Annotated in this window: 18 protein-coding genes; 2 read left to right on the top strand and 16 right to left on the bottom strand. The window is 36.5% G+C overall.

Annotation, left to right across the window (positions count from 1 at the left end; all coding sequences use genetic code 11):
* Positions 1–78: 78 nt before the first annotated feature.
* The 8 genes from murC to OR571_RS02940 all read right to left on the bottom strand — a co-directional run bounded on the left by murC (position 79) and on the right by OR571_RS02940 (position 8,669).
* On the bottom strand, positions 79–1,380 hold the full coding sequence (murC, locus tag OR571_RS02975) for a UDP-N-acetylmuramate--L-alanine ligase (RefSeq protein WP_282241356.1): 1,302 nt from the start codon (positions 1,378–1,380) through the stop codon (positions 79–81).
* 136 nt (positions 1,381–1,516) lie between these two features.
* Positions 1,517–4,468: a DNA translocase FtsK gene (locus OR571_RS02970; protein WP_282241355.1), complete on the bottom strand. Its 2,952-nt coding sequence runs from the start codon at positions 4,466–4,468 to the stop codon at positions 1,517–1,519.
* 123 nt (positions 4,469–4,591) lie between these two features.
* Positions 4,592–5,218 (bottom strand): YtpR family tRNA-binding protein, encoded by a 627-nt coding sequence (gene ytpR, locus OR571_RS02965; protein WP_282241354.1) that lies wholly within the window; start codon positions 5,216–5,218, stop codon positions 4,592–4,594.
* A complete protein-coding gene (locus OR571_RS02960) occupies positions 5,215–6,030 on the bottom strand; it encodes a DUF1444 family protein (RefSeq protein WP_282241353.1) in 816 nt (271 codons plus the stop codon). Before OR571_RS02960 ends, ytpR begins: the two co-directional genes overlap by 4 nt.
* Positions 6,031–6,054: 24 nt before the next feature.
* Complete coding sequence (locus OR571_RS02955) at positions 6,055–6,438, bottom strand: thioredoxin family protein (protein WP_348775010.1); 384 nt, start codon at positions 6,436–6,438, stop codon at positions 6,055–6,057.
* 12 nt (positions 6,439–6,450) lie between these two features.
* Positions 6,451–6,963 carry a hypothetical protein gene (locus OR571_RS02950; RefSeq protein WP_282241352.1) on the bottom strand — a complete coding sequence of 171 codons (513 nt, stop codon included), beginning with the start codon at positions 6,961–6,963 and terminating at the stop codon, positions 6,451–6,453.
* A 63-nt stretch (positions 6,964–7,026) separates the two neighbouring features.
* Positions 7,027–7,548, bottom strand: coding sequence for a DUF84 family protein (locus OR571_RS02945; protein WP_282241351.1), 522 nt, complete (start codon positions 7,546–7,548; stop codon positions 7,027–7,029).
* A gap of 47 nt (positions 7,549–7,595) precedes the next feature.
* Positions 7,596–8,669, bottom strand: a complete 1,074-nt coding sequence (locus tag OR571_RS02940; protein WP_282241350.1) for a M42 family metallopeptidase — start codon at positions 8,667–8,669, stop codon at positions 7,596–7,598.
* A 169-nt stretch (positions 8,670–8,838) separates the two neighbouring features.
* On the opposite strand from OR571_RS02940, the gene OR571_RS02935 reads away from it, so the two are divergent.
* Both OR571_RS02935 and OR571_RS02930 read left to right on the top strand, forming a co-directional pair.
* Positions 8,839–9,150, top strand: a complete 312-nt coding sequence (locus OR571_RS02935) for a hypothetical protein (RefSeq protein ID WP_282241349.1) — start codon at positions 8,839–8,841, stop codon at positions 9,148–9,150.
* A 234-nt stretch (positions 9,151–9,384) separates the two neighbouring features.
* Positions 9,385–10,302 (top strand): iron-hydroxamate ABC transporter substrate-binding protein, encoded by a 918-nt coding sequence (locus OR571_RS02930; RefSeq protein ID WP_282241348.1) that lies wholly within the window; start codon positions 9,385–9,387, stop codon positions 10,300–10,302.
* 793 nt (positions 10,303–11,095) lie between these two features.
* On the opposite strand, the gene OR571_RS02925 is transcribed toward OR571_RS02930, so the two are convergent.
* From OR571_RS02925 to pepV, 8 genes are read right to left on the bottom strand one after another with little or no spacing between them, the layout of a single operon-like run.
* Entirely contained in the window at positions 11,096–11,947 is an 852-nt protein-coding gene (locus OR571_RS02925; RefSeq protein ID WP_282241347.1) for a YtnP family quorum-quenching lactonase, read from the bottom strand.
* Positions 11,948–11,963: 16 nt separating this feature from the next.
* Complete coding sequence (gene trmB, locus OR571_RS02920; RefSeq protein ID WP_282241346.1) at positions 11,964–12,605, bottom strand: tRNA (guanosine(46)-N7)-methyltransferase TrmB; 642 nt, start codon at positions 12,603–12,605, stop codon at positions 11,964–11,966.
* Between the two features lie 4 nt (positions 12,606–12,609).
* Positions 12,610–13,548, bottom strand: coding sequence for a diacylglycerol/lipid kinase family protein (locus tag OR571_RS02915; RefSeq protein ID WP_282241345.1), 939 nt, complete (start codon positions 13,546–13,548; stop codon positions 12,610–12,612).
* The gene (locus OR571_RS22735) at positions 13,541–13,966 is read right to left on the bottom strand and encodes a hypothetical protein (protein WP_348775009.1); all 426 of its coding nucleotides are present in this window, start codon (positions 13,964–13,966) and stop codon (positions 13,541–13,543) included. Before OR571_RS22735 ends, OR571_RS02915 begins: the two co-directional genes overlap by 8 nt.
* Before the next feature lie 41 nt (positions 13,967–14,007).
* A complete protein-coding gene (locus tag OR571_RS22730) occupies positions 14,008–14,499 on the bottom strand; it encodes a hypothetical protein (RefSeq protein WP_348775008.1) in 492 nt (163 codons plus the stop codon).
* A 1-nt stretch (position 14,500) separates the two neighbouring features.
* On the bottom strand, positions 14,501–15,043 hold the full coding sequence (gene thpR / locus OR571_RS02905; protein WP_282241344.1) for an RNA 2',3'-cyclic phosphodiesterase: 543 nt from the start codon (positions 15,041–15,043) through the stop codon (positions 14,501–14,503).
* Positions 15,040–15,891 (bottom strand): D-amino-acid transaminase, encoded by an 852-nt coding sequence (gene dat, locus OR571_RS02900; RefSeq protein ID WP_282241343.1) that lies wholly within the window; start codon positions 15,889–15,891, stop codon positions 15,040–15,042. Before dat ends, thpR begins: the two co-directional genes overlap by 4 nt.
* The gene (gene pepV, locus OR571_RS02895) at positions 15,891–17,300 is read right to left on the bottom strand and encodes a dipeptidase PepV (RefSeq protein WP_282241342.1); all 1,410 of its coding nucleotides are present in this window, start codon (positions 17,298–17,300) and stop codon (positions 15,891–15,893) included. Before pepV ends, dat begins: the two co-directional genes overlap by 1 nt.
* Positions 17,301–17,513 lie beyond the last annotated feature (213 nt).

Genomic DNA, 17,513 nt, shown 5'->3' with positions numbered 1-17,513 from the left:
TCTCTATATTACTATACTACGTTTCTTTCAAATATCCTTTAAAAAAATGCTTAATCACTAAAGGATTAAGCATTTTTTTCAGCTATTTAGTTTTTCTTCGAACGCTTGCTGATATTTTTGTACATCCCCAGCTCCCATGAAAAGATAAACTGCATCTTCATAGACAAGTAATTGTTCTACCGTCTCTTCATGTAAAATATGACTGTTTTCGATTAAATCGGCAAGTGTTTGAACGGACAATTCGCCAGCATTTTCCCTAGCAGAACCGAAAATATCACATAAATAGACTTGATCGGCTAAACTTAGACTCTCGCTAAATTCATGCAAAAACTTTTTCGTTCTTGTAAATGTATGTGGTTGAAATATCGCAACAATTTTTCGTTTTGGATATTTTTGCTGTGCTGATTGAATCGTTGCTTTAATTTCTGTTGGATGATGCGCATAATCATCAATAATAATACGGTCCCCGATAATTGTCTCGGTAAAGCGTCTTTTCACACCTTCAAACGTTTCTAATCCTCTTTGGATAGTATCCGCTGGAACTTCTTCATAATGGCATAGAGAGATAACTGCAAGTGAATTTAATACAGCATGGTCTCCGAACAATGGAATCGTAAAACGCTCATAGAACTCGTTTCGTACAAATACATCAAAAGAAGTTCCTTCTGTTGTTTTTTCGATATTTCGGGCTGCAAAATCATTATGCTCTCCAAAACCATAATAGACAACTGGTACCGGTGCTTTAATCTTTTGTAAATAGACATCGTCACCACAAGCAATAATTCCTTTTTTCACCTGCATTGCCATAGATTGAAATGCGTTAAATACATCCTCAATATCTTGGAAATAATCTGGATGATCGAAGTCAATATTGGTCATGATCGCATAATCCGGGCTGTAGGCTAGAAAATGTCTACGATATTCACATGCCTCAAATACAAAGTTAGCTGCATCCTTTTCTCCTTTACCAGTGCCATCACCGATTAAAAAAGAAGTAGGTGCATACCCACTTAATACATGAGAAAGCAATCCAGTTGTAGATGTTTTGCCATGTGCACCTGTTACGGCAATGGAAGTAAATCGGCTCATATAGTCACCTAAAAAGTTATGATAACGGATGACTTCCAAACCTAGTTCCTTTGCTTTTATAAGCTCGGGATGACTATCAGGAAAAGCATTTCCTGCAATAATTGTCATGCCCTCATCAATGTTTGCTTCATCAAACAACAACACATTTATATTTCTTTCATGTAAAGGCTTTTCTGTAAAGAAATATTTTTCAATATCAGAGCCTTGTACCTCATTTCCTACATCATGTAATATTTGTGCCAAAGGGCTCATTCCAGAGCCCTTGATACCTGTAAAATGATACTTTGTCATACGTTGTAAACCTCCTGGGGCTATCCCCGCTTAAATACACCACTAGTTAATCCATTTTTAATTTCATCTATCATTTATCTGCGTAGACGTACTCCCCATTATATCATTTTTTCATCCATATATTTAATAAACAATATTAACTAAATATTTGATCTAAACTATCATTAGTAAGTAACACATCTCTTGCTTTACTACCTTTTTGCTCCGAAATATAACCACACTCGTACATGGCATCTATTAGCCTTGCAGCACGGTTATATCCAATATGGAATTTACGCTGTAACAAAGAAGTCGAAGCAGATCCTTGCTCTACGATAAAGCGGCATGCTTCTTCAAATAAATCATCTTGCTCAGAAGTTTCTGCTCTTTGTAACAATTCCTCTTGTTCAAATATATAGTCAGGAGTCCCTTGACTTCTCGCATATTCTATAACCGCTTCGATTTCATCGTCAGTTACGTAAGTACCTTGTATGCGAACAGGACTGGACATGCCATTTCCTTGATACAGCATATCTCCTTTACCTAATAGGCGTTCTGCTCCTTGTTGATCTAAAATCGTACGTGAATCGATTTGGGAAGAAACAGAAAAAGCAATACGTGTAGGAATATTCGCTTTAATAAGTCCTGTAATAACATCTACAGATGGACGCTGAGTAGCTAAAGCTAAATGAATACCACATGCTCTCGCTTTTTGTGCAATACGACAAATAGCATCTTCCACTTCTGCAGGAGCCATCATCATTAAGTCAGCAAGCTCATCAATCACAATCACGATGTACGGAAGTTTTTGAGCAAATTTTCTTTTATCCGTTGCAAGCGTGTTATATCTGCTAATATCACGCACTCCAATATGCGCAAACAGTTGATAGCGACGCTCCATTTCCTCAACAGCCCATTTAAGTGCTGCTGTTGCAGCTTTGACATCTGTAATAACAGGACTTATCAAATGCGGAATGTGATTAAAAGGAGCAAGCTCTACCATTTTAGGATCGATTAATAGTAATTTTACTTCTTCAGGTGTTGCTTTATACAACAAACTAACAAGTAAAGAGTTAATAAATACAGATTTCCCCGATCCTGTTGCTCCTGCAATTAAGCCGTGCGGCATTTTCCGTAAATCCAGAGTTACGGGTTTTCCAGTAAGATCAAGTCCAAGCGCTGCTTCAAGAGGTGAATCCGACTGTATAAAAACATCCGTATTAAGCACTTCAGAAATGCGAACTGCTCTAGACGTCCGATTAGGTATTTCAATACCAATCGACCTTTTTCCCGGAATTGGTGCTTGAATACGTATATCCTTTGCAGCAAGGGCTAGTTTTAAATCATCAGCTAAGTTACGGATTTTACTTACCTTTGTCCCGTGCCCTACAGTCAGTTCAAATTGTGTGACAGCCGGGCCTTGAACCATTTGTACAATTTCACCGGTTACTTGAAAATGGGATAATGCTTCTACTAACGTATATGCCTGTTCTTCCATCCATTCTTTGTCCTCATCCTTCATTTCCGGAGGGAGCAAATAACTGAATGATGGTCTTGTATAATTAGATAGAACGATTTCCTGCTCCACTTGCGCTTCATTTGCATTTGGAGAGGTTTCAGGTACATCGATTTTCTCTGTAGGCTTTTGCTGTATATTATTTATATTTAGTCTATTCATCTTTTGCTTATCTGATTTCAACATTAGGACATTAAACGGTCGAATAATTTCTTTTTGAACTTCCGGTTTCTCTTCCTCTGCTTGCTCCAACATCGCTAATGGTTGTTCTTCCGCTAATGTCGCCGCAGTTTCTTCGGAAGCAATTTCTTTTGGAGCTATAGTAATTGGAGCTTCTACTACGATTGGCTCTTCTGCTTTTTCCTCTTTTTTAATTATCGCTTTTTCGATATGTTGTTTATCTGATTTCAGCATCAATACATTAAAAGGACGAATGTTTTCTTTTCGAACTTCTGGTTTTATTTCCGGTTTATCTACTAGTAGTGCTGATTTTTCTTCTTGTACCTCTCGTTTTTCTTCTGATTCTTCTATTTTTACTTCCTGTACTACAGGTTTTACTTCTAGTAATTCCAGTTTTTCTTCTTGTATTTCCGGTTTCTCTTCCGGTATTTCTAGTTTAACTTCTTGTACTTCTGGTTTTTCTTCCGGTTTAACTTCCTGTACTGTTGGTTTATCTTCTAGTAACTCCGTTTTCTCTTCCGGTACTTCTGGTTTAACTTCTTGTACTTCTGGTTTAACTTCTTGTACTTCTGGTATTTCTTCCAGTACTTCCGTATTTTCTTCCTTCACTTCCGGTTTTTCTTCTAGTACTTCTGATTTTACTTCCAATGCTTCTTGTTCTAATGTAAGTACAGCATCCTCTATCTTTCTAAAAGTTGATACCGATTCTTCTTTTTCCAGTTGTTGCGGAATGCTAGTTATAGGTGTTTCCTCTATCGTTACTTTTGTTATTTTCGCTTCTTGTTCCACTTTGTTTTCAATAGGTAGTTGCTTTTCTCTATTTTTGGAAAATCCATAAATTGGTGATGGTACCTCAGTTGGCGTAAATGCTCTTTTTTTACTTACTGACGTAATAATATCATCCGTTGTATTTTTAACTACTTGTTGTTCTACTTTTTGTATTTTTCGCTGTTGCCATGTTTCTTGAATAGTACGGATTGGTGCATTGTCTACTACTGATTTGTTATTAGCATTTGAAGTTCCTCTACTTTTTTTTGAATACCCATATACAGGGGAAGGTACTTCTGATGGTGTAAATCCTCTTTTTTTCCTTATAATTGCGGGCGTATCATCCACTATAGTCTTGTCGGAACGGTGTATAATGGTCGGTTGTTTCCTTTGTTGCCATTTCTCTTGCGTGTACAACGGCTTATATAGTTGTTCTTCTGTTAATGGTTTTTCTATAAAAGGCTCTTGCATCGTGTTTTCTTCGATTTGTGGCTCATATACCGTTTCATTTTTTTCATCATCAGATATTAACGGAAAGCGGAATGGTGTTCTTGATCGTGTAGTCGAAACCGTTTTCTCTACTACTTCGATTTCTTCTCTATTTTCTTCTTCATTAAGTCCAAATAGTTTTTTAAACCAATTCAATTTCATCACTCTTTCTAATAGATACATTCTATTTTACCAATAAAAACGATATACGTCCCCTTATATAATAAAAAAGCATACCAAATTGGCATGCTTTTTCATATTTTGATATAAATTAGCTAATTACAGATAAAGAATACATGTCTTATGATTCAATGGTGTTCCAATTTCAACATTTTCGTCTAGAACTAATATACCCTTCACTTCAGGAGCGTTCGGTAATGCTAATTCTCTTGCAGAACAAAGCATACCGCTAGATGCAATTCCACGAAGCTCTGCATCTTTAATAACCATACCAGAAGGCATCACTGCTCCTACTTTCGCCACTACAACTTTTTGGCCTGCATCCACATTAGGAGCCCCACATACGATCTGTAAAGTTGTTTCCCCAACATTTACTTGGCAAACTTTTAATTTGTCTGCATTTGGATGCTGCTCTAAGGATTCTACGTAACCAACTACAAACTTAGGTGATAAATCCACTTCTAATTGGTAGTCTGCCCCATTTGTATGTAAAGCTTGCTGTACTTTTTCAACAAACGCTTCTGTAAGCTCAACATTGCCTTTTGTTTCTATTTTTTCGTATTTGCTAAAGTTAAAAATATTGATCGCTAATACTTCGTTTGTTTTTGCATCTTTCACAAACGTAACGTCACCTTTTGTTTCCGTCACTACTTTTTCTACTCTTTCAGGTGTTAATTGCACTAAAAGTACATCCCCTACGCCTACTTCATTGTAAAAAATATTCATTTGTCTTCGTTCTCCTTCGTTACTCGATTTTTCGCCATGATAAATATCGGCTCTAAATCTCCATTTTCATATATAAAAGATAATGAAGTAATGGGTACTGTTCCAATTGTGAAGAAATGCATCGTCATTTGAGCAAGAACGTCGTATCCAGTTTCATTTCTTATATCACCGATAATCATAACATCTTGATGGGGTACAGAAACAGTCATATCTCCAACAATTATTTTTTTCATATCTCGAAGAAGTGATTCATTTAACATACGACTAGCATCATATCCATCGTTATTATTGAAGAAATAGAATGTGTTGTCTGCTACGATATCTTTTTTATAATTTGTTTCTAAGTTTCTAACTTGGAATAATGCTCTTTCGCGAATTTCTGTTTCCCTAATATTCCAAGCAGCTAACATTTTTTCATCGAGTAATCGATAGGTGCTTCCTAAATCTAAAGCATAATAAATACGTGTTTCTGCAGTATGGTCTTTTGTAATAAATTTATTTCCTTCATTCGATTTCAAAGGAAATGAGGTCGAACGTATAATTGGATAAACAGAAGAAGCCGGATCAATTTCTCCCGCTTTTTCTTTTTCCATCGCTAAAAATGTATGATGAATCGTGTAGACTACCTCATCGATTGCTTGATCCTTCTTCGTTTCGTATTTAGCTAAAATAGGAGGTATTGACATATCAATTCCTTTACCTATCTCCTTATGCGTCAATCGAAGTTTATTTGTCTCGCGATTATAATCATACGTATATATCTCTTCTGATAGTTTTGTTTTTAAAACTCTTATAAACTCTAGTGCTTTCACAGTAAATCTTTCCCTTCCATTCAATCAATTACGCCACGGTGTAACTATTGGCTGAAAAAAGTTAAACGGTCCACCATGAGTGAACCGTTTGAATGTTTTACATCGTTTGAAGAAATGATTCAATTTCTTCTCTTGTTTGCGGTCTTTACTAACAAAACGACCTTTTTCCACACCATTTTCGAAAACGATAAAACTCGGAATCCCGTACACGTCTAAGTGGCCACATAAATCGATAAATTCATCCCGATTTACAGACACGAATGTAAAGCTTGAAAACTTGTCTTCTATTTCTCCCATAAAAGGGTCGATGAAATGGCAATCCGGACACCAATCCGCTGTAAATTTGAAAACTACCTTTTCCTCTTCCTTTAACTGCTCGAATTGTTCTAATGAAGTTAAATTTTGCATGTAAATTCTCCTTTAATTTGTTGTGATGGATCGAACAATTGTCATCATTTTTTCCAAATTCCCTGCAATATCTTGTTGTTTGGAAATCGTTGACAGCTTAATACCACCAATACTAGTAATGAGCTCGTATTTCTCTTCACTATTTTCGAGAACCGCTACAAATCCAAATCGACCATTTTGTTCAAATGTCTTCTCTTCTACTATATTTAAATTAGTGTCTGCCATCATTAAATCATAATATAATCGACTACCTGGTAATTCGTTAGGGTTAAGAAATAAAATATAGGAATCTTTCCCTTTCGAAAGAATAATATTCGTTTCATCAGGCTCATCTTCTATTGAAAAACCACTAGGGATAAATAATTTCATATTGTTTATTTTTTCATTCGGTTTTTCAGCATCTCTTTGAAAAACTAACTTAGCATTTTCTATACCATCTTCCACTTCATCTTCCATGGAAGAGCATCCAACTAATAAAATGACAGCTAGCGACGCGAAAAAAAATCGCATCCAATTTCGAGTCATTTACTTTCCTCCATTCACAGCATAACTGCTATATATTTTAACGATGATTTTCCTTACATGCAACTACAACAACTTCTTGGAAAGCTCATATTGCCCTATTAGAAGATACATAATATGTTCGAACATCATACTTCTTGTGATAAGCCCGTCCGTAAATACACCAATTGCTCCTTCCGCGTGGCGAATCCCTTTCCTATTTGTATAGACGTCCATTACTGGTCCAAGTTCCTCCCCTGCACGTAACTTTTCGGCAACTTCGTCTGGCAAAGGAATACCTGCCCCCATTGCAGTAAATACTTCACCTCCACTTGTCGCAAGCGCCCCCCAATTACACATGTAGAGGACACCGTCAATTTCCTGTACGCCTCCTTCTAAGCCCACTCCAAACAAAGTATCCTGCTGCTCTATTAGCTGTTTTGCTCGATTGATCGCTCCTTGTCTCGTTTCTTCATTGCTCATTGGCTGTGCAGATACGAAGGAATCTACTTCCTTGTTTATGAATTTAGCATCTGGATAATATAGACTCGCAATTGTTTGCACTGCTTTTGTTTTAGCTTCGTTATTAGTTCCTATGTATATTTTCATCAATTTATTCTCCATTTCCAAAAAAAGATGCCTCGAGGGCATCTTTTTTATACGTTTGCTTTAATCGTTTCTAGTGTAGTTTGGTCACATGCTTTTACTAATTTTACTAGTAATTCTTTTGCTGCTGCATAGTCATCTGTATGGATGATGGAAGATGAAGTATGAATATAGCGTGAGCATATACCAATTACAGCACTTGGAATCCCTTCATTGGATGTATGCACTCGACCTGCATCTGTACCACCTTGGGAGATGAAGTATTGGTATGGTATATCATGTGTTTCTGCTGTATCCAATACAAATTCTCGCATACCGCGATGCGTTACCATTGTACGGTCAAAAATACGTAAAAGTGTCCCTTTTCCAAGTTGACCGAATTCATTTTTATTGCCAGAAGCATCATTTGCAGGGCTAGCATCTAATGCGAAGAATAGGTCTGGTTTAATCATATTTGCTGAAGCCTGTGCCCCACGTAATCCAACTTCTTCCATTACATTTGCACCGGAATAGAGCATATTCGGTAATTGCTGGTTTTGTACTTCTTTTAATAACTCAATTGCAAGTCCACAGCCATAGCGATTATCCCAAGCTTTTGCCATGATTTTTTTATCGTTAGCCATTGGTGTAAATGGACAAACTGGAACGATCTGATCTCCAGGTTTGATCCCCATGCGCGCCACATCTTCTTTATCGTCTGCACCAACATCAATGAGCATATTTTTTATATCCATCGGCTTGTTGCGTATTTCATCGCTTAGTAAATGAGGAGGAATGGAACCGATTACACCAGGGATTGTTTTTTCTTTTGTTACAATGTCCACACGTTGTGCAAGTAGAACTTGGCTCCACCAACCACCAAGTGGTTGAAAACGAATCATTCCGTTATCAGTAACACCGGATACCATGAAACCAACTTCGTCCATATGCCCAGCTACTAATATTTTAGGCCCATTTGCATCCCCTTTTTTCAAACCGAAAATACCACCTAAATTATCTTGCACGATCTCATCCGAATATTTCGACAGTTCACTTCGCATAAATGCACGAACTGCATGTTCATTGCCAGGTGCGCCTGGTAATTCTGTTAACGTTTTAAATAGTGAGCGCGTTTCTTCATTCATCTAAAAAAACCTCCTAAAGCTTATGTAAAAATATATTTTTCAATAAAGATTCCACTTCTATTGTAATAAAAGATGCATTACTTTACTACAATTAAACTTCGAATATCGAATAATTTAAACGACACCGGATGTATGATACACTAAAAAAAAGGACTGGAGGAAGATAACGATGAAACTAAAAGATTATATGATGGGTCTAGGTACTGGAATTGCTATTGGAATTATTGCAAGTCAAGCCGCTAACAAAGTGAATAATCGATCTGCCGAGCTCGTTCTAAAAGATATAAAAACAGCATTTAAAGAAGAGGGACCAATTGATGGTTCATGGATTTTAATGAACCCAGAGCCGTTTAACAAAGAGGCTATTCATACGAATGTATACAAAGGCGGCATTTCCCGCATGAAAGATGGAGAACTTGAGCAGTTTGAGTTTGCCGCAGACGCAAAAACTGGTACGGTTGTAGAATTGGTAAGAATGTAAGAGAAATAAAACTAACATAATTTAAAGCCAAGAAGAAGTAAAATGTCTACTTCTTTCTTGGCTTTTTCCATTTCCTTTTCTCTTCTTATACGCTAAATATAAACAAAAAATTCATTGACATCTTTTATCAACGCTATTAATATTTTATATGAGTTAATTGAAAATGATTATCATTATTAATATGATTTCTTTCATATTAATATCACACTATGTTTTAAAAAGGAGAAAATCATATTGAAAAAGCTATTTCTACCATTCTTATTTTTGTTAGTACTCATTCTTGGTGCCTGCGGAAATAATGAGTCGGTGAACGAAGATAATACAACCGAGACTAAAACGGATACATTTACTTACCAATCAGAAACTGGACCTATTGAAGTACCTACCGATCCCAAAAGAGTAGTGGCTCTTACTAACGGTCCCAATGCATTGGCCCTAGGTGCAAACATCGTCGGTATTGATGAATGGACTAATACAAATCCCCTTTTTGAAGAAAAGCTTAAGGGTGTCGAAGTCGTATCAGAGGATAACTTGGAGAAGATCATTGAACTGGAACCAGATCTAATCATAGCTGGATCTTATATGAAAAATATCGACAAATTAAATGAAATTGCTCCTACTGTTGTTTTTACTTGGGGAAAACTGGATTATTTAACCCAGCAAGTTGAAATTGGAAAACTCTTAAACAAAGAAACAGAAACGAAGGAATGGGTCAAAGATTTCCAAGAGCGTGCTAAAACGGCAGGAGAAGCCATTCAAGCAAAAATCGGTGAAGATGCAACTGTTTCTGTAATTGAAAGTGGAGATAAAGAGTTTTATGTATTTGGAAATAATTATGCACGAGGAACAGAAATACTATATCAAGCAATGGAATTAAAGATGCCTGATAAAGTAAAGGAATTAGCGCTTGAATCAGGTATTTATACCTTTTCATCAGAAATGCTTCCGGAGTTTGCTGGTGATTATGTAATTCTAAGTAAAAACCCAGATGTGGATAATTCATTTATGGAAACTGATGTATGGAAGAACATACCAGCAGTTAAAAACAATCAAGTATTCGAAATAAACACGAAAGCATCTACCTACAGTGATCCAATCACCCTAGAATATCTTCTCGAGTTTTCGAAAAATCATTTCTTAATAACTAGTTAGCTAAAATATATCCCTACTTGACTGACAACCACCCCCGTATAATTACGGGGCTTTTCTTTTTTAAGGGTGCCTTCTTATATATAAAATAGTAAAAATTCTAAAGCGCCTTTGCCCGGCCCATTTTAGCTCATGGGAATGATATACGGAATATAATAGGGATACTGTGCGGTAGAATGTTTTATTAAGTGACCGCTAGAATTTTCGCTGCAGGTGGACGCTTTCCGCGGGGCGGGCGGTGAGCCTCCTCGTTGCTAACGTTCCTGCGGGGTCTCACCTGTCCCGCTTAATCCCGTCGGAGTCGCCACCTTCCGCTACAATCAATGGGAATTTCTTTCTAATAAAGTACTTGCATTTAGCAGGAAAAAGTTCGAATTACTCAACCATAACATCTCTTTTATGGCTTTTAAAAGTAAATTTGATTGAAAGTGGTAAAGCTGAGTAGTTAGCTAATATGGTGGATTGTAGCGAAAGGGCGGCGACTCCAGCCGGAATAGCTTGAGCTGAAGACCCTGGACTGAGTGTAGCGAAATTTACTTTTGCGACGAGCTTGCGCAGGAGCAAGGGAAGCGTCTGAAGCCAAGCCGGCGGAAAGCGTCCGCCCTGTAGCGGAAATCCAAGCGTCTACTTCATTCAACTCACTACCGCGCAGTTTCCCTATACAGCAATTAAAATATAAACATGCCGCTCCTAATGCTACTTGAGTTATCTATGTGTCTAAACTTATAGGCTCCATCCATAAATAAAAACAGCTTATGATTATGTAAACCATAAGCTGTTTTTATTAAACTTCATTTTAAAAGCCAGTCGTTCTCTCTAGTTTATCTACTATCTTTTTTCCATCTTCAGACCATTTCACTAATCGGTAAAAGACGTCATGGTAAAAGCTAAACCAATAATTAGATTGTAATGCCTCATTTACCCACTTTTCTTTTGCAAAAATAGAAGTCATCGGATAATCATCATAAGCCAATACCCATAGTGGATTTTGATGTGCATTTGTAGGCATGAGATCCGCCATATGAATAATCGTCTCATCGTTTTGCTTAAACAACACAATACTATGTCCATCGCTGTGACCACCAGTGTGAATCATTTCAATTCCATCTACTACTTCTATGGAATCTGTAAATGTCACTACTTGATCTACTATGGGCTCCCAATTTTCTTTCCAATATGTATTTCGGGAACGGATATTTGGGTTTTTCATTTCATTCCATTCGACGTCCGATACATATATTTTAGCATTTGGAAAACTGGAGACAAGCCTGTCATCTGCCCATTTAGTTAAACCACAAGCATGATCAAAATGTAAATGTGTCATGATCACTATATCGATTTCTTCTGGGAGAACACCAAGTTGTGCTAAATTGTCTTCCACTTGAGATTGACTTGAAACTCCATAGTTTCTTAATTGCTTGTCCGTAAATTTTCCGTAACCAATTCCTGCTTCTAGTAAAATATTTTGCCCTTTGTACTGGATGAATAATGGATCGGATGCTAATTCGATTTGATTCTTTTCATTGACAGGATATTTCTTTTCCCATAATGGTTTTGGTACAACACCGAACATGGCACCCCCATCCATATGCGTTGTCCCGCCCTGTAACCAAGTTAAAGACATGTCGTGAAATTGAAACGTATCCATTCTCCCTTGTCCCCTTTTATACGAATTTTGCTTCAACTCGATAAATCGGCTGCCCTTTTGCAGAAAATTTTTCTTCATACTCCGTCATAATGTTATCTTCTGGCATATTTGCGTGCAAATCGAGCGAAACATCTTTTATTAACATACCATAAGCCGACATACTAATTAAAGAGTATTCAAATAATCCCCGATTATCTGTTTTGAAATGGATTTCCGCATTGTCTACTAAAATAGATTCATATAGTTTCAAAAATCCTTCATGCGTTAAGCGTCTCTTCGCATGTCTAATTTTTGGCCATGGATCCGAGAAATTCAAATAAACACGGTCTACATCGTTTTTCTCGAAGTATTTTTCCAAATCGGCACCATTTACTTTTAGTAGGCGTAAATTTGACGGAGAGCCTGCTGCAATCACATTTTCAACCGCAGAAACAATAACGCTATCATACAGCTCTATTCCAATGTAGTTTATATCGGGATTTTGTTTTGCCATCCCAGTTATAAACTGACCTTTGCCTGTACCCACTTCAATATGAAGCGGATGATTATTATTAAATTCCGATTCCCACTTCCCTTTCAACTCTTCCGGATTCGGAATAACAATTTCAGGGTGGCTATTTATAAATTCTTCTGCCCATGGTTTATGTCTTAACCTCATTATGTTAAACTCCTTTTTCTATATGTTTTGCTAAGTTCCAAGCTTTTGGACTGACTGAAAATAAATAAGAGTGATTTTCCTCGGTTATACAAGAAAATTCCCCATCTACATGTCCATAAACTTTGTCATGTATTGATATTGTATAGTTTTTCGCTTGAAACTGGATAACTTCTTTATATTTTGTATGTTTTCCAAAGAAAACCGTACTAAATATAAATAATAATTTCCATCTTGCTAGCTTGTACACGATTGTCATTTCAATTAATTGATCATTTGGTTTGGATAAAGGTGATATCTTCATCCCTCCACCAAAATAGGGTTGATTACATACAACGATGAACCAAACATCGTCATACGTTACCATTTTGTCTTCTGTATGTAAAGTGAAAGAAAAACGCTGAAAAGTAAATAACTCTTTTATAAGGTATATAATGTAAGTTAACTTTCCTAAACCAAACGTATTTAATCTTTTTTTCCATGTAGAATGGTTAACAGAATAAGCCACTTTTGCATCAAAACCAAACCCTGCATTATTCACTACAGGGTATGAATCATGACCAATAGTTAACAAAGCTAGATCCATTTTCAATGATTCATAGTTGCTATGTACATACTTATTTAATTGCTCGGTCGTTTGAAAAACAGAAAATGTTCGGCCGAAATCATTTCCACTTCCAGCAGAAATGACACCAACTCGAACATGATTGTAGCCTGTAACTCCAACAATGATTTCGTGGACCGTACCATCCCCACCAACAGCAACTATTAATAACTCATCTTTACTCAATGCAGCATAGCTTCTAGCAATCACTGTCGCATGTCCACTTCGTTCAGTTATTACACATGTATAAGGAAAAGCAATGGCATCTTTCCACTTCTTCCAAATCTTTTTTCCGCGTCCATTACCCGCATGCTCATTGACGATAAAAACAATGTTATTCATCTTTCTCCTCGCTATCTAAATCCCAAGAAGACCTTGAATAAGAAGTAGTTTGCACTAAATTTAAAATTGCTTGTGCTGCTTTAAATTGCATATGTTTCATAGGAGAAGGAGAATTCTTTAATGATAAAAACCATTCTCCATACGTCCTGCTATCGACAAATTGGACATTATAAGAAGAACCGGGATAGTCGATATATCCATTCCTTGATAGAATAACTTTTCTAATCGGTAAATCTATTTCTTCTTTTTTAAAGACTTGCAATAAGATAGATTCCATACGATTAATATTAATCATCGGACTTAATACCTTTTTCTCTTCTTTTCCACTTTTTCTTATCCAAAAACGATCCCCGCTACCGATAAATGCATCTAAATTTTGGCCTTCTAGCATAACGATACAAACAATTTCTGTTGGCAAAACCAGCATAATATCTAATTCTATTGGTGCCTTTTTTAGCTTTAAAATAGGATAATAGAATAAAAATAATTATCGGGAAGCGTCTGCATAAACGTTCTTAATAATGTATCTCGCATAAATTTTGGATCCACATACGACTTTTCACGTAGAGTAGAACTTGCCCATTTTATTTGAAAATGGAAAAGTTGATCTAAATACATTCGTTTTAAATCTTCTTTTGTCTGTGGTTCATAAACAATTTTGGGTTCAAAAAAAAGAGGAGTGGGCTCATCGGAAATAGAATTTACCTCTTCTATTTCCGAACTTTCTTCCTTATTGCGATGAAACAGTTTAGAAAAAAAAGATTTTTTCTCTGGTTCCTCTATTTTTTCTTCTTCTGTATCCATCCAATTATTGTGGAATGCCCCTTTTTCAAATTCCTCTTTCGTGCGTTCCCATTGTTGTTTTTTCAATCGAATAAATTGAGTTGGGTATCTTTTCAAATCTTTTTCGTAACGTGAAACATAATCCTGTAGCTTAACTAATTGAGCCATTCTACACCCCCCTATTCTGTATGCAAACAATATCCTCATAACGAGGGGAACGATTGTTATTTATTTGGAAAATGGAGAAATGAGAGACATCAAAACTCATCTTTGGTAATTGAAAATCTTTTGTATGCAATTCGTTCGCTGCTGCCCATTTTTTAGCAATGGTAATATGAGCGTTAAAATCTTTAATGTTATTTATCTCAATAACTTTGGATAATTGCTGCACAATTTTCTGTTGTAGATCATGTAAAGGATTGCTATCTTCTAAGGCAGTAAATAATACACGAGGTGTTTGCGCATTTCCAAAATGAGATAAGCCGCTTGTTGTTAGTTCGAACGCTTCCCAATGAATTTCTTGTAAACGTTCCACGATTAATGTTAGTACAATTTGTTCCACATGCCCTAAGTAAAAGAGCGTGATATGCAAGTCCTCTGCGACAGGCAAAGTTTTATGTGTTGTATGCACATTTGTTTTTTCACGCTCATTTACAATCGCTTTTGCAATATGCTCGGGAACCTTAATACCGATAAAGTAATGTTGTTTCATACACCAATAGAAGATGGGATTCTGTGTTCAAATGCTTGTTGCAGTTTTTCTGTCCATTCCCCACGTTTACCTTCTCCGATTAGTTGTCCTTCAAGAGAAATGATTGGCATTACTTCTGCGTTTGTAGAGGACATAATCATTTCATCCATAGCCAATGCTTGTTCCTTCGTAAACGCTTCTTCGACTACTGTTAACCCGATTTCTTCGCAACAATCCAAAATCACTTTTCTTGTAATACCATTCAATATCAAGTTACTTACTGGATGCGTATAAAGTACACCATCTTTTATGCCATACACATTAGAAGAAGATCCCTCTGTCACAATCTCTCCACGATGTTGAATTGCTTCATAGCAATCTTTACTAATTGCTTCTTGTTTAGCGAGTACATTACCAAGTAAGTTAAGCGACTTAATATCGCAACGAAGCCATCGAATATCCTCTACAAAACAAGCTTTTACTCCGTTTTTTAGCTGAGCGAGTGGGCGTGTCGTTTCTTTTGTATAAGCTGTTAAAACGGATTCAACTGCAGGATTAGGAAAATTATGCTGTCTCGGACTTATACCACGTGTAACTTGTACATAAATATGACCATTCTCTACTTCGTTTGTTTCGATTAGTTCATGGAGCATTTTGTGCATAACATCTTTTGTGTATGGGATCACTAGCTGAATTTTATCGGCACTTGCATATAAACGATCGATATGCTCTGTTGCTGTAAATACATTGCCGTTATAAATTTTAATTACTTCGTAAATCCCATCACCGAATTGATAACCACGGTCTTCAAATCCAATTTTTACTTCTTCTTCGTTTATAATTTCGTCATTCCATAAAATTTTAGCCATTATTTTTCACCCGCTTCTACATTTTTACTTGCAAGTTCAACGATTGCATCAGCATAAATTGCTGTAGCTTTTATCAAATCTTCAATATCCACGTATTCATCTAGTTGATGCGCAACATCTTTTCTACCCGGAAAAAGCATACCAAACGCCACCCCTTTATCGAGTACACGTGCATATGTCCCTCCACCAATGGATAGAAGCTTTGCTTCTTCTCCAGTATTTCTTTCATATACTTCTTGCAATGTTTGGATTAACTCATCCTTTTCATCGACATGATGCGGAGCAGAATTAGAACCTAAATCAAGTGTAATGCCCATTTGCTTTAACACTTCTCGACAAGCAGCAAGCTTTTCTTCAAAAGGATACGTAACAGAATAGCGCATGCTGACTTGTGTGCATGATCCTTGTTCTGGTGCATAATGAATCACCCCAGGATTAAGCGTAGTATCACCTGATATATCATCCGTAAAGTTTAACTCGAGTTTATGCCCTCTGCTATCTTCCCCAAATCCTTCTACCAAAAAGTCTACAAAAGCTTTCGAATGAGCGGTTAAATTAATCGTTTGTAAAAATTTCGCAAGTACGATTGCTGCGTTAACTCCTTCATCCGGTTCCATAGCATGTGCAGATTTTCCGTTGACTAATACTTTTACCATTGGGCCTTGAGGAGCAACTTCCCCAGTAATTCCATGTTCTTTCGCAAAAACATCAAACTTTTCTTTAATGGTAATAAGTCCACCAAATACAAAGGCAAAGGCTTCATCAGGTACCATATTTGTTCGTTTTCCGGCTTGGAAAAACTGAATTGTTTCTGTTTCAGGGGAACCTTTTTGCGTAAAGATTAAACTGGCAATTCCTTTTTCTGCATTTATAATTGGAAAATCTGCATCCGGAGCAAACCCAATTGTCGGCATTTGTTCTTTTTGAAAATAGCGATCCACACAACGAAAACCACTTTCTTCATCCGTTCCTATAATCATGCGCACTTTTTTAGAAAGCTCAATTCCAGATTCTTTTACTAATTTCATCGCCATCCATGCGGCAATTGTTGGTCCTTTATCATCTATAGCACCGCGACCATATACTCGATCGTTTGCCACGACGCCCTCAAATGGTGGGTAAGTCCAACCATATCCTTCTGGTACTACATCTACATGACAAAGAATACCGAGAATTTCTTCACCTTCGCCCATTTCAATATGCCCAGCCATATTATCTACATTTTTTGTAGTAAAACCGGCTTTTTCTCCTTCTTGCAGCATATGTTGTAATGCCTCTAAGGGTTTTGGACCGAAAGGCATGTCGTCTGTAGCTAGATCTTTTTGTAGGACACTTGGAATTTGAATAAGCTTCTGTAACTCTGTTATTATTTCTTCTTTCTTATCTTCAGCAAGTTTTAACCAGTTCATAAGACAACCACCTCTACGATTAATGTATATATAGCTATTTTACACTTATTTTAACTGGACGTCTTTTAAAAAAATTTATAACCTATAAATGCCTGTACTTTCAGATTTTCATGTTAAAACTTTGTAAATTAATTTGTTTTGATAGAAATTTGGTAGAAAATCTACTATAATTAAATTGTCAGATAATACTATTGACTACCAATATAGTAAAGG

Origin of the sequence: Psychrobacillus sp. NEAU-3TGS, from assembly GCF_029955155.1 — a bacterium.
Classification (GTDB): Bacteria; Bacillota; Bacilli; order Bacillales_A; family Planococcaceae; genus Psychrobacillus.
This window is presented reverse-complemented; position numbering and strand designations above follow the sequence as displayed.

Coding starts and splice junctions, on each gene's coding strand:
- pepV (WP_282241342.1), bottom strand. CDS start 17,300: ATGAACTGGTTAAAACTTGCTGAAGATAAGAAAGAAGAAATAATAACA.
- thpR (WP_282241344.1), bottom strand. CDS start 15,043: ATGAAACAACATTACTTTATCGGTATTAAGGTTCCCGAGCATATTGCA.
- OR571_RS02955 (WP_348775010.1), bottom strand. CDS start 6,438: ATGCAAAATTTAACTTCATTAGAACAATTCGAGCAGTTAAAGGAAGAG.
- trmB (WP_282241346.1), bottom strand. CDS start 12,605: ATGAGGTTAAGACATAAACCATGGGCAGAAGAATTTATAAATAGCCAC.
- OR571_RS02925 (WP_282241347.1), bottom strand. CDS start 11,947: ATGGATACGTTTCAATTTCACGACATGTCTTTAACTTGGTTACAGGGC.
- OR571_RS02940 (WP_282241350.1), bottom strand. CDS start 8,669: ATGAATGAAGAAACGCGCTCACTATTTAAAACGTTAACAGAATTACCA.
- OR571_RS02915 (WP_282241345.1), bottom strand. CDS start 13,548: ATGAATAACATTGTTTTTATCGTCAATGAGCATGCGGGTAATGGACGC.
- OR571_RS02945 (WP_282241351.1), bottom strand. CDS start 7,548: ATGAAAATATACATAGGAACTAATAACGAAGCTAAAACAAAAGCAGTG.
- OR571_RS22730 (WP_348775008.1), bottom strand. CDS start 14,499: ATGGCTCAATTAGTTAAGCTACAGGATTATGTTTCACGTTACGAAAAA.
- dat (WP_282241343.1), bottom strand. CDS start 15,891: ATGGCTAAAATTTTATGGAATGACGAAATTATAAACGAAGAAGAAGTA.
- murC (WP_282241356.1), bottom strand. CDS start 1,380: ATGACAAAGTATCATTTTACAGGTATCAAGGGCTCTGGAATGAGCCCT.
- OR571_RS02950 (WP_282241352.1), bottom strand. CDS start 6,963: ATGACTCGAAATTGGATGCGATTTTTTTTCGCGTCGCTAGCTGTCATT.
- OR571_RS02935 (WP_282241349.1), top strand. CDS start 8,839: ATGAAACTAAAAGATTATATGATGGGTCTAGGTACTGGAATTGCTATT.
- ytpR (WP_282241354.1), bottom strand. CDS start 5,218: ATGAATATTTTTTACAATGAAGTAGGCGTAGGGGATGTACTTTTAGTG.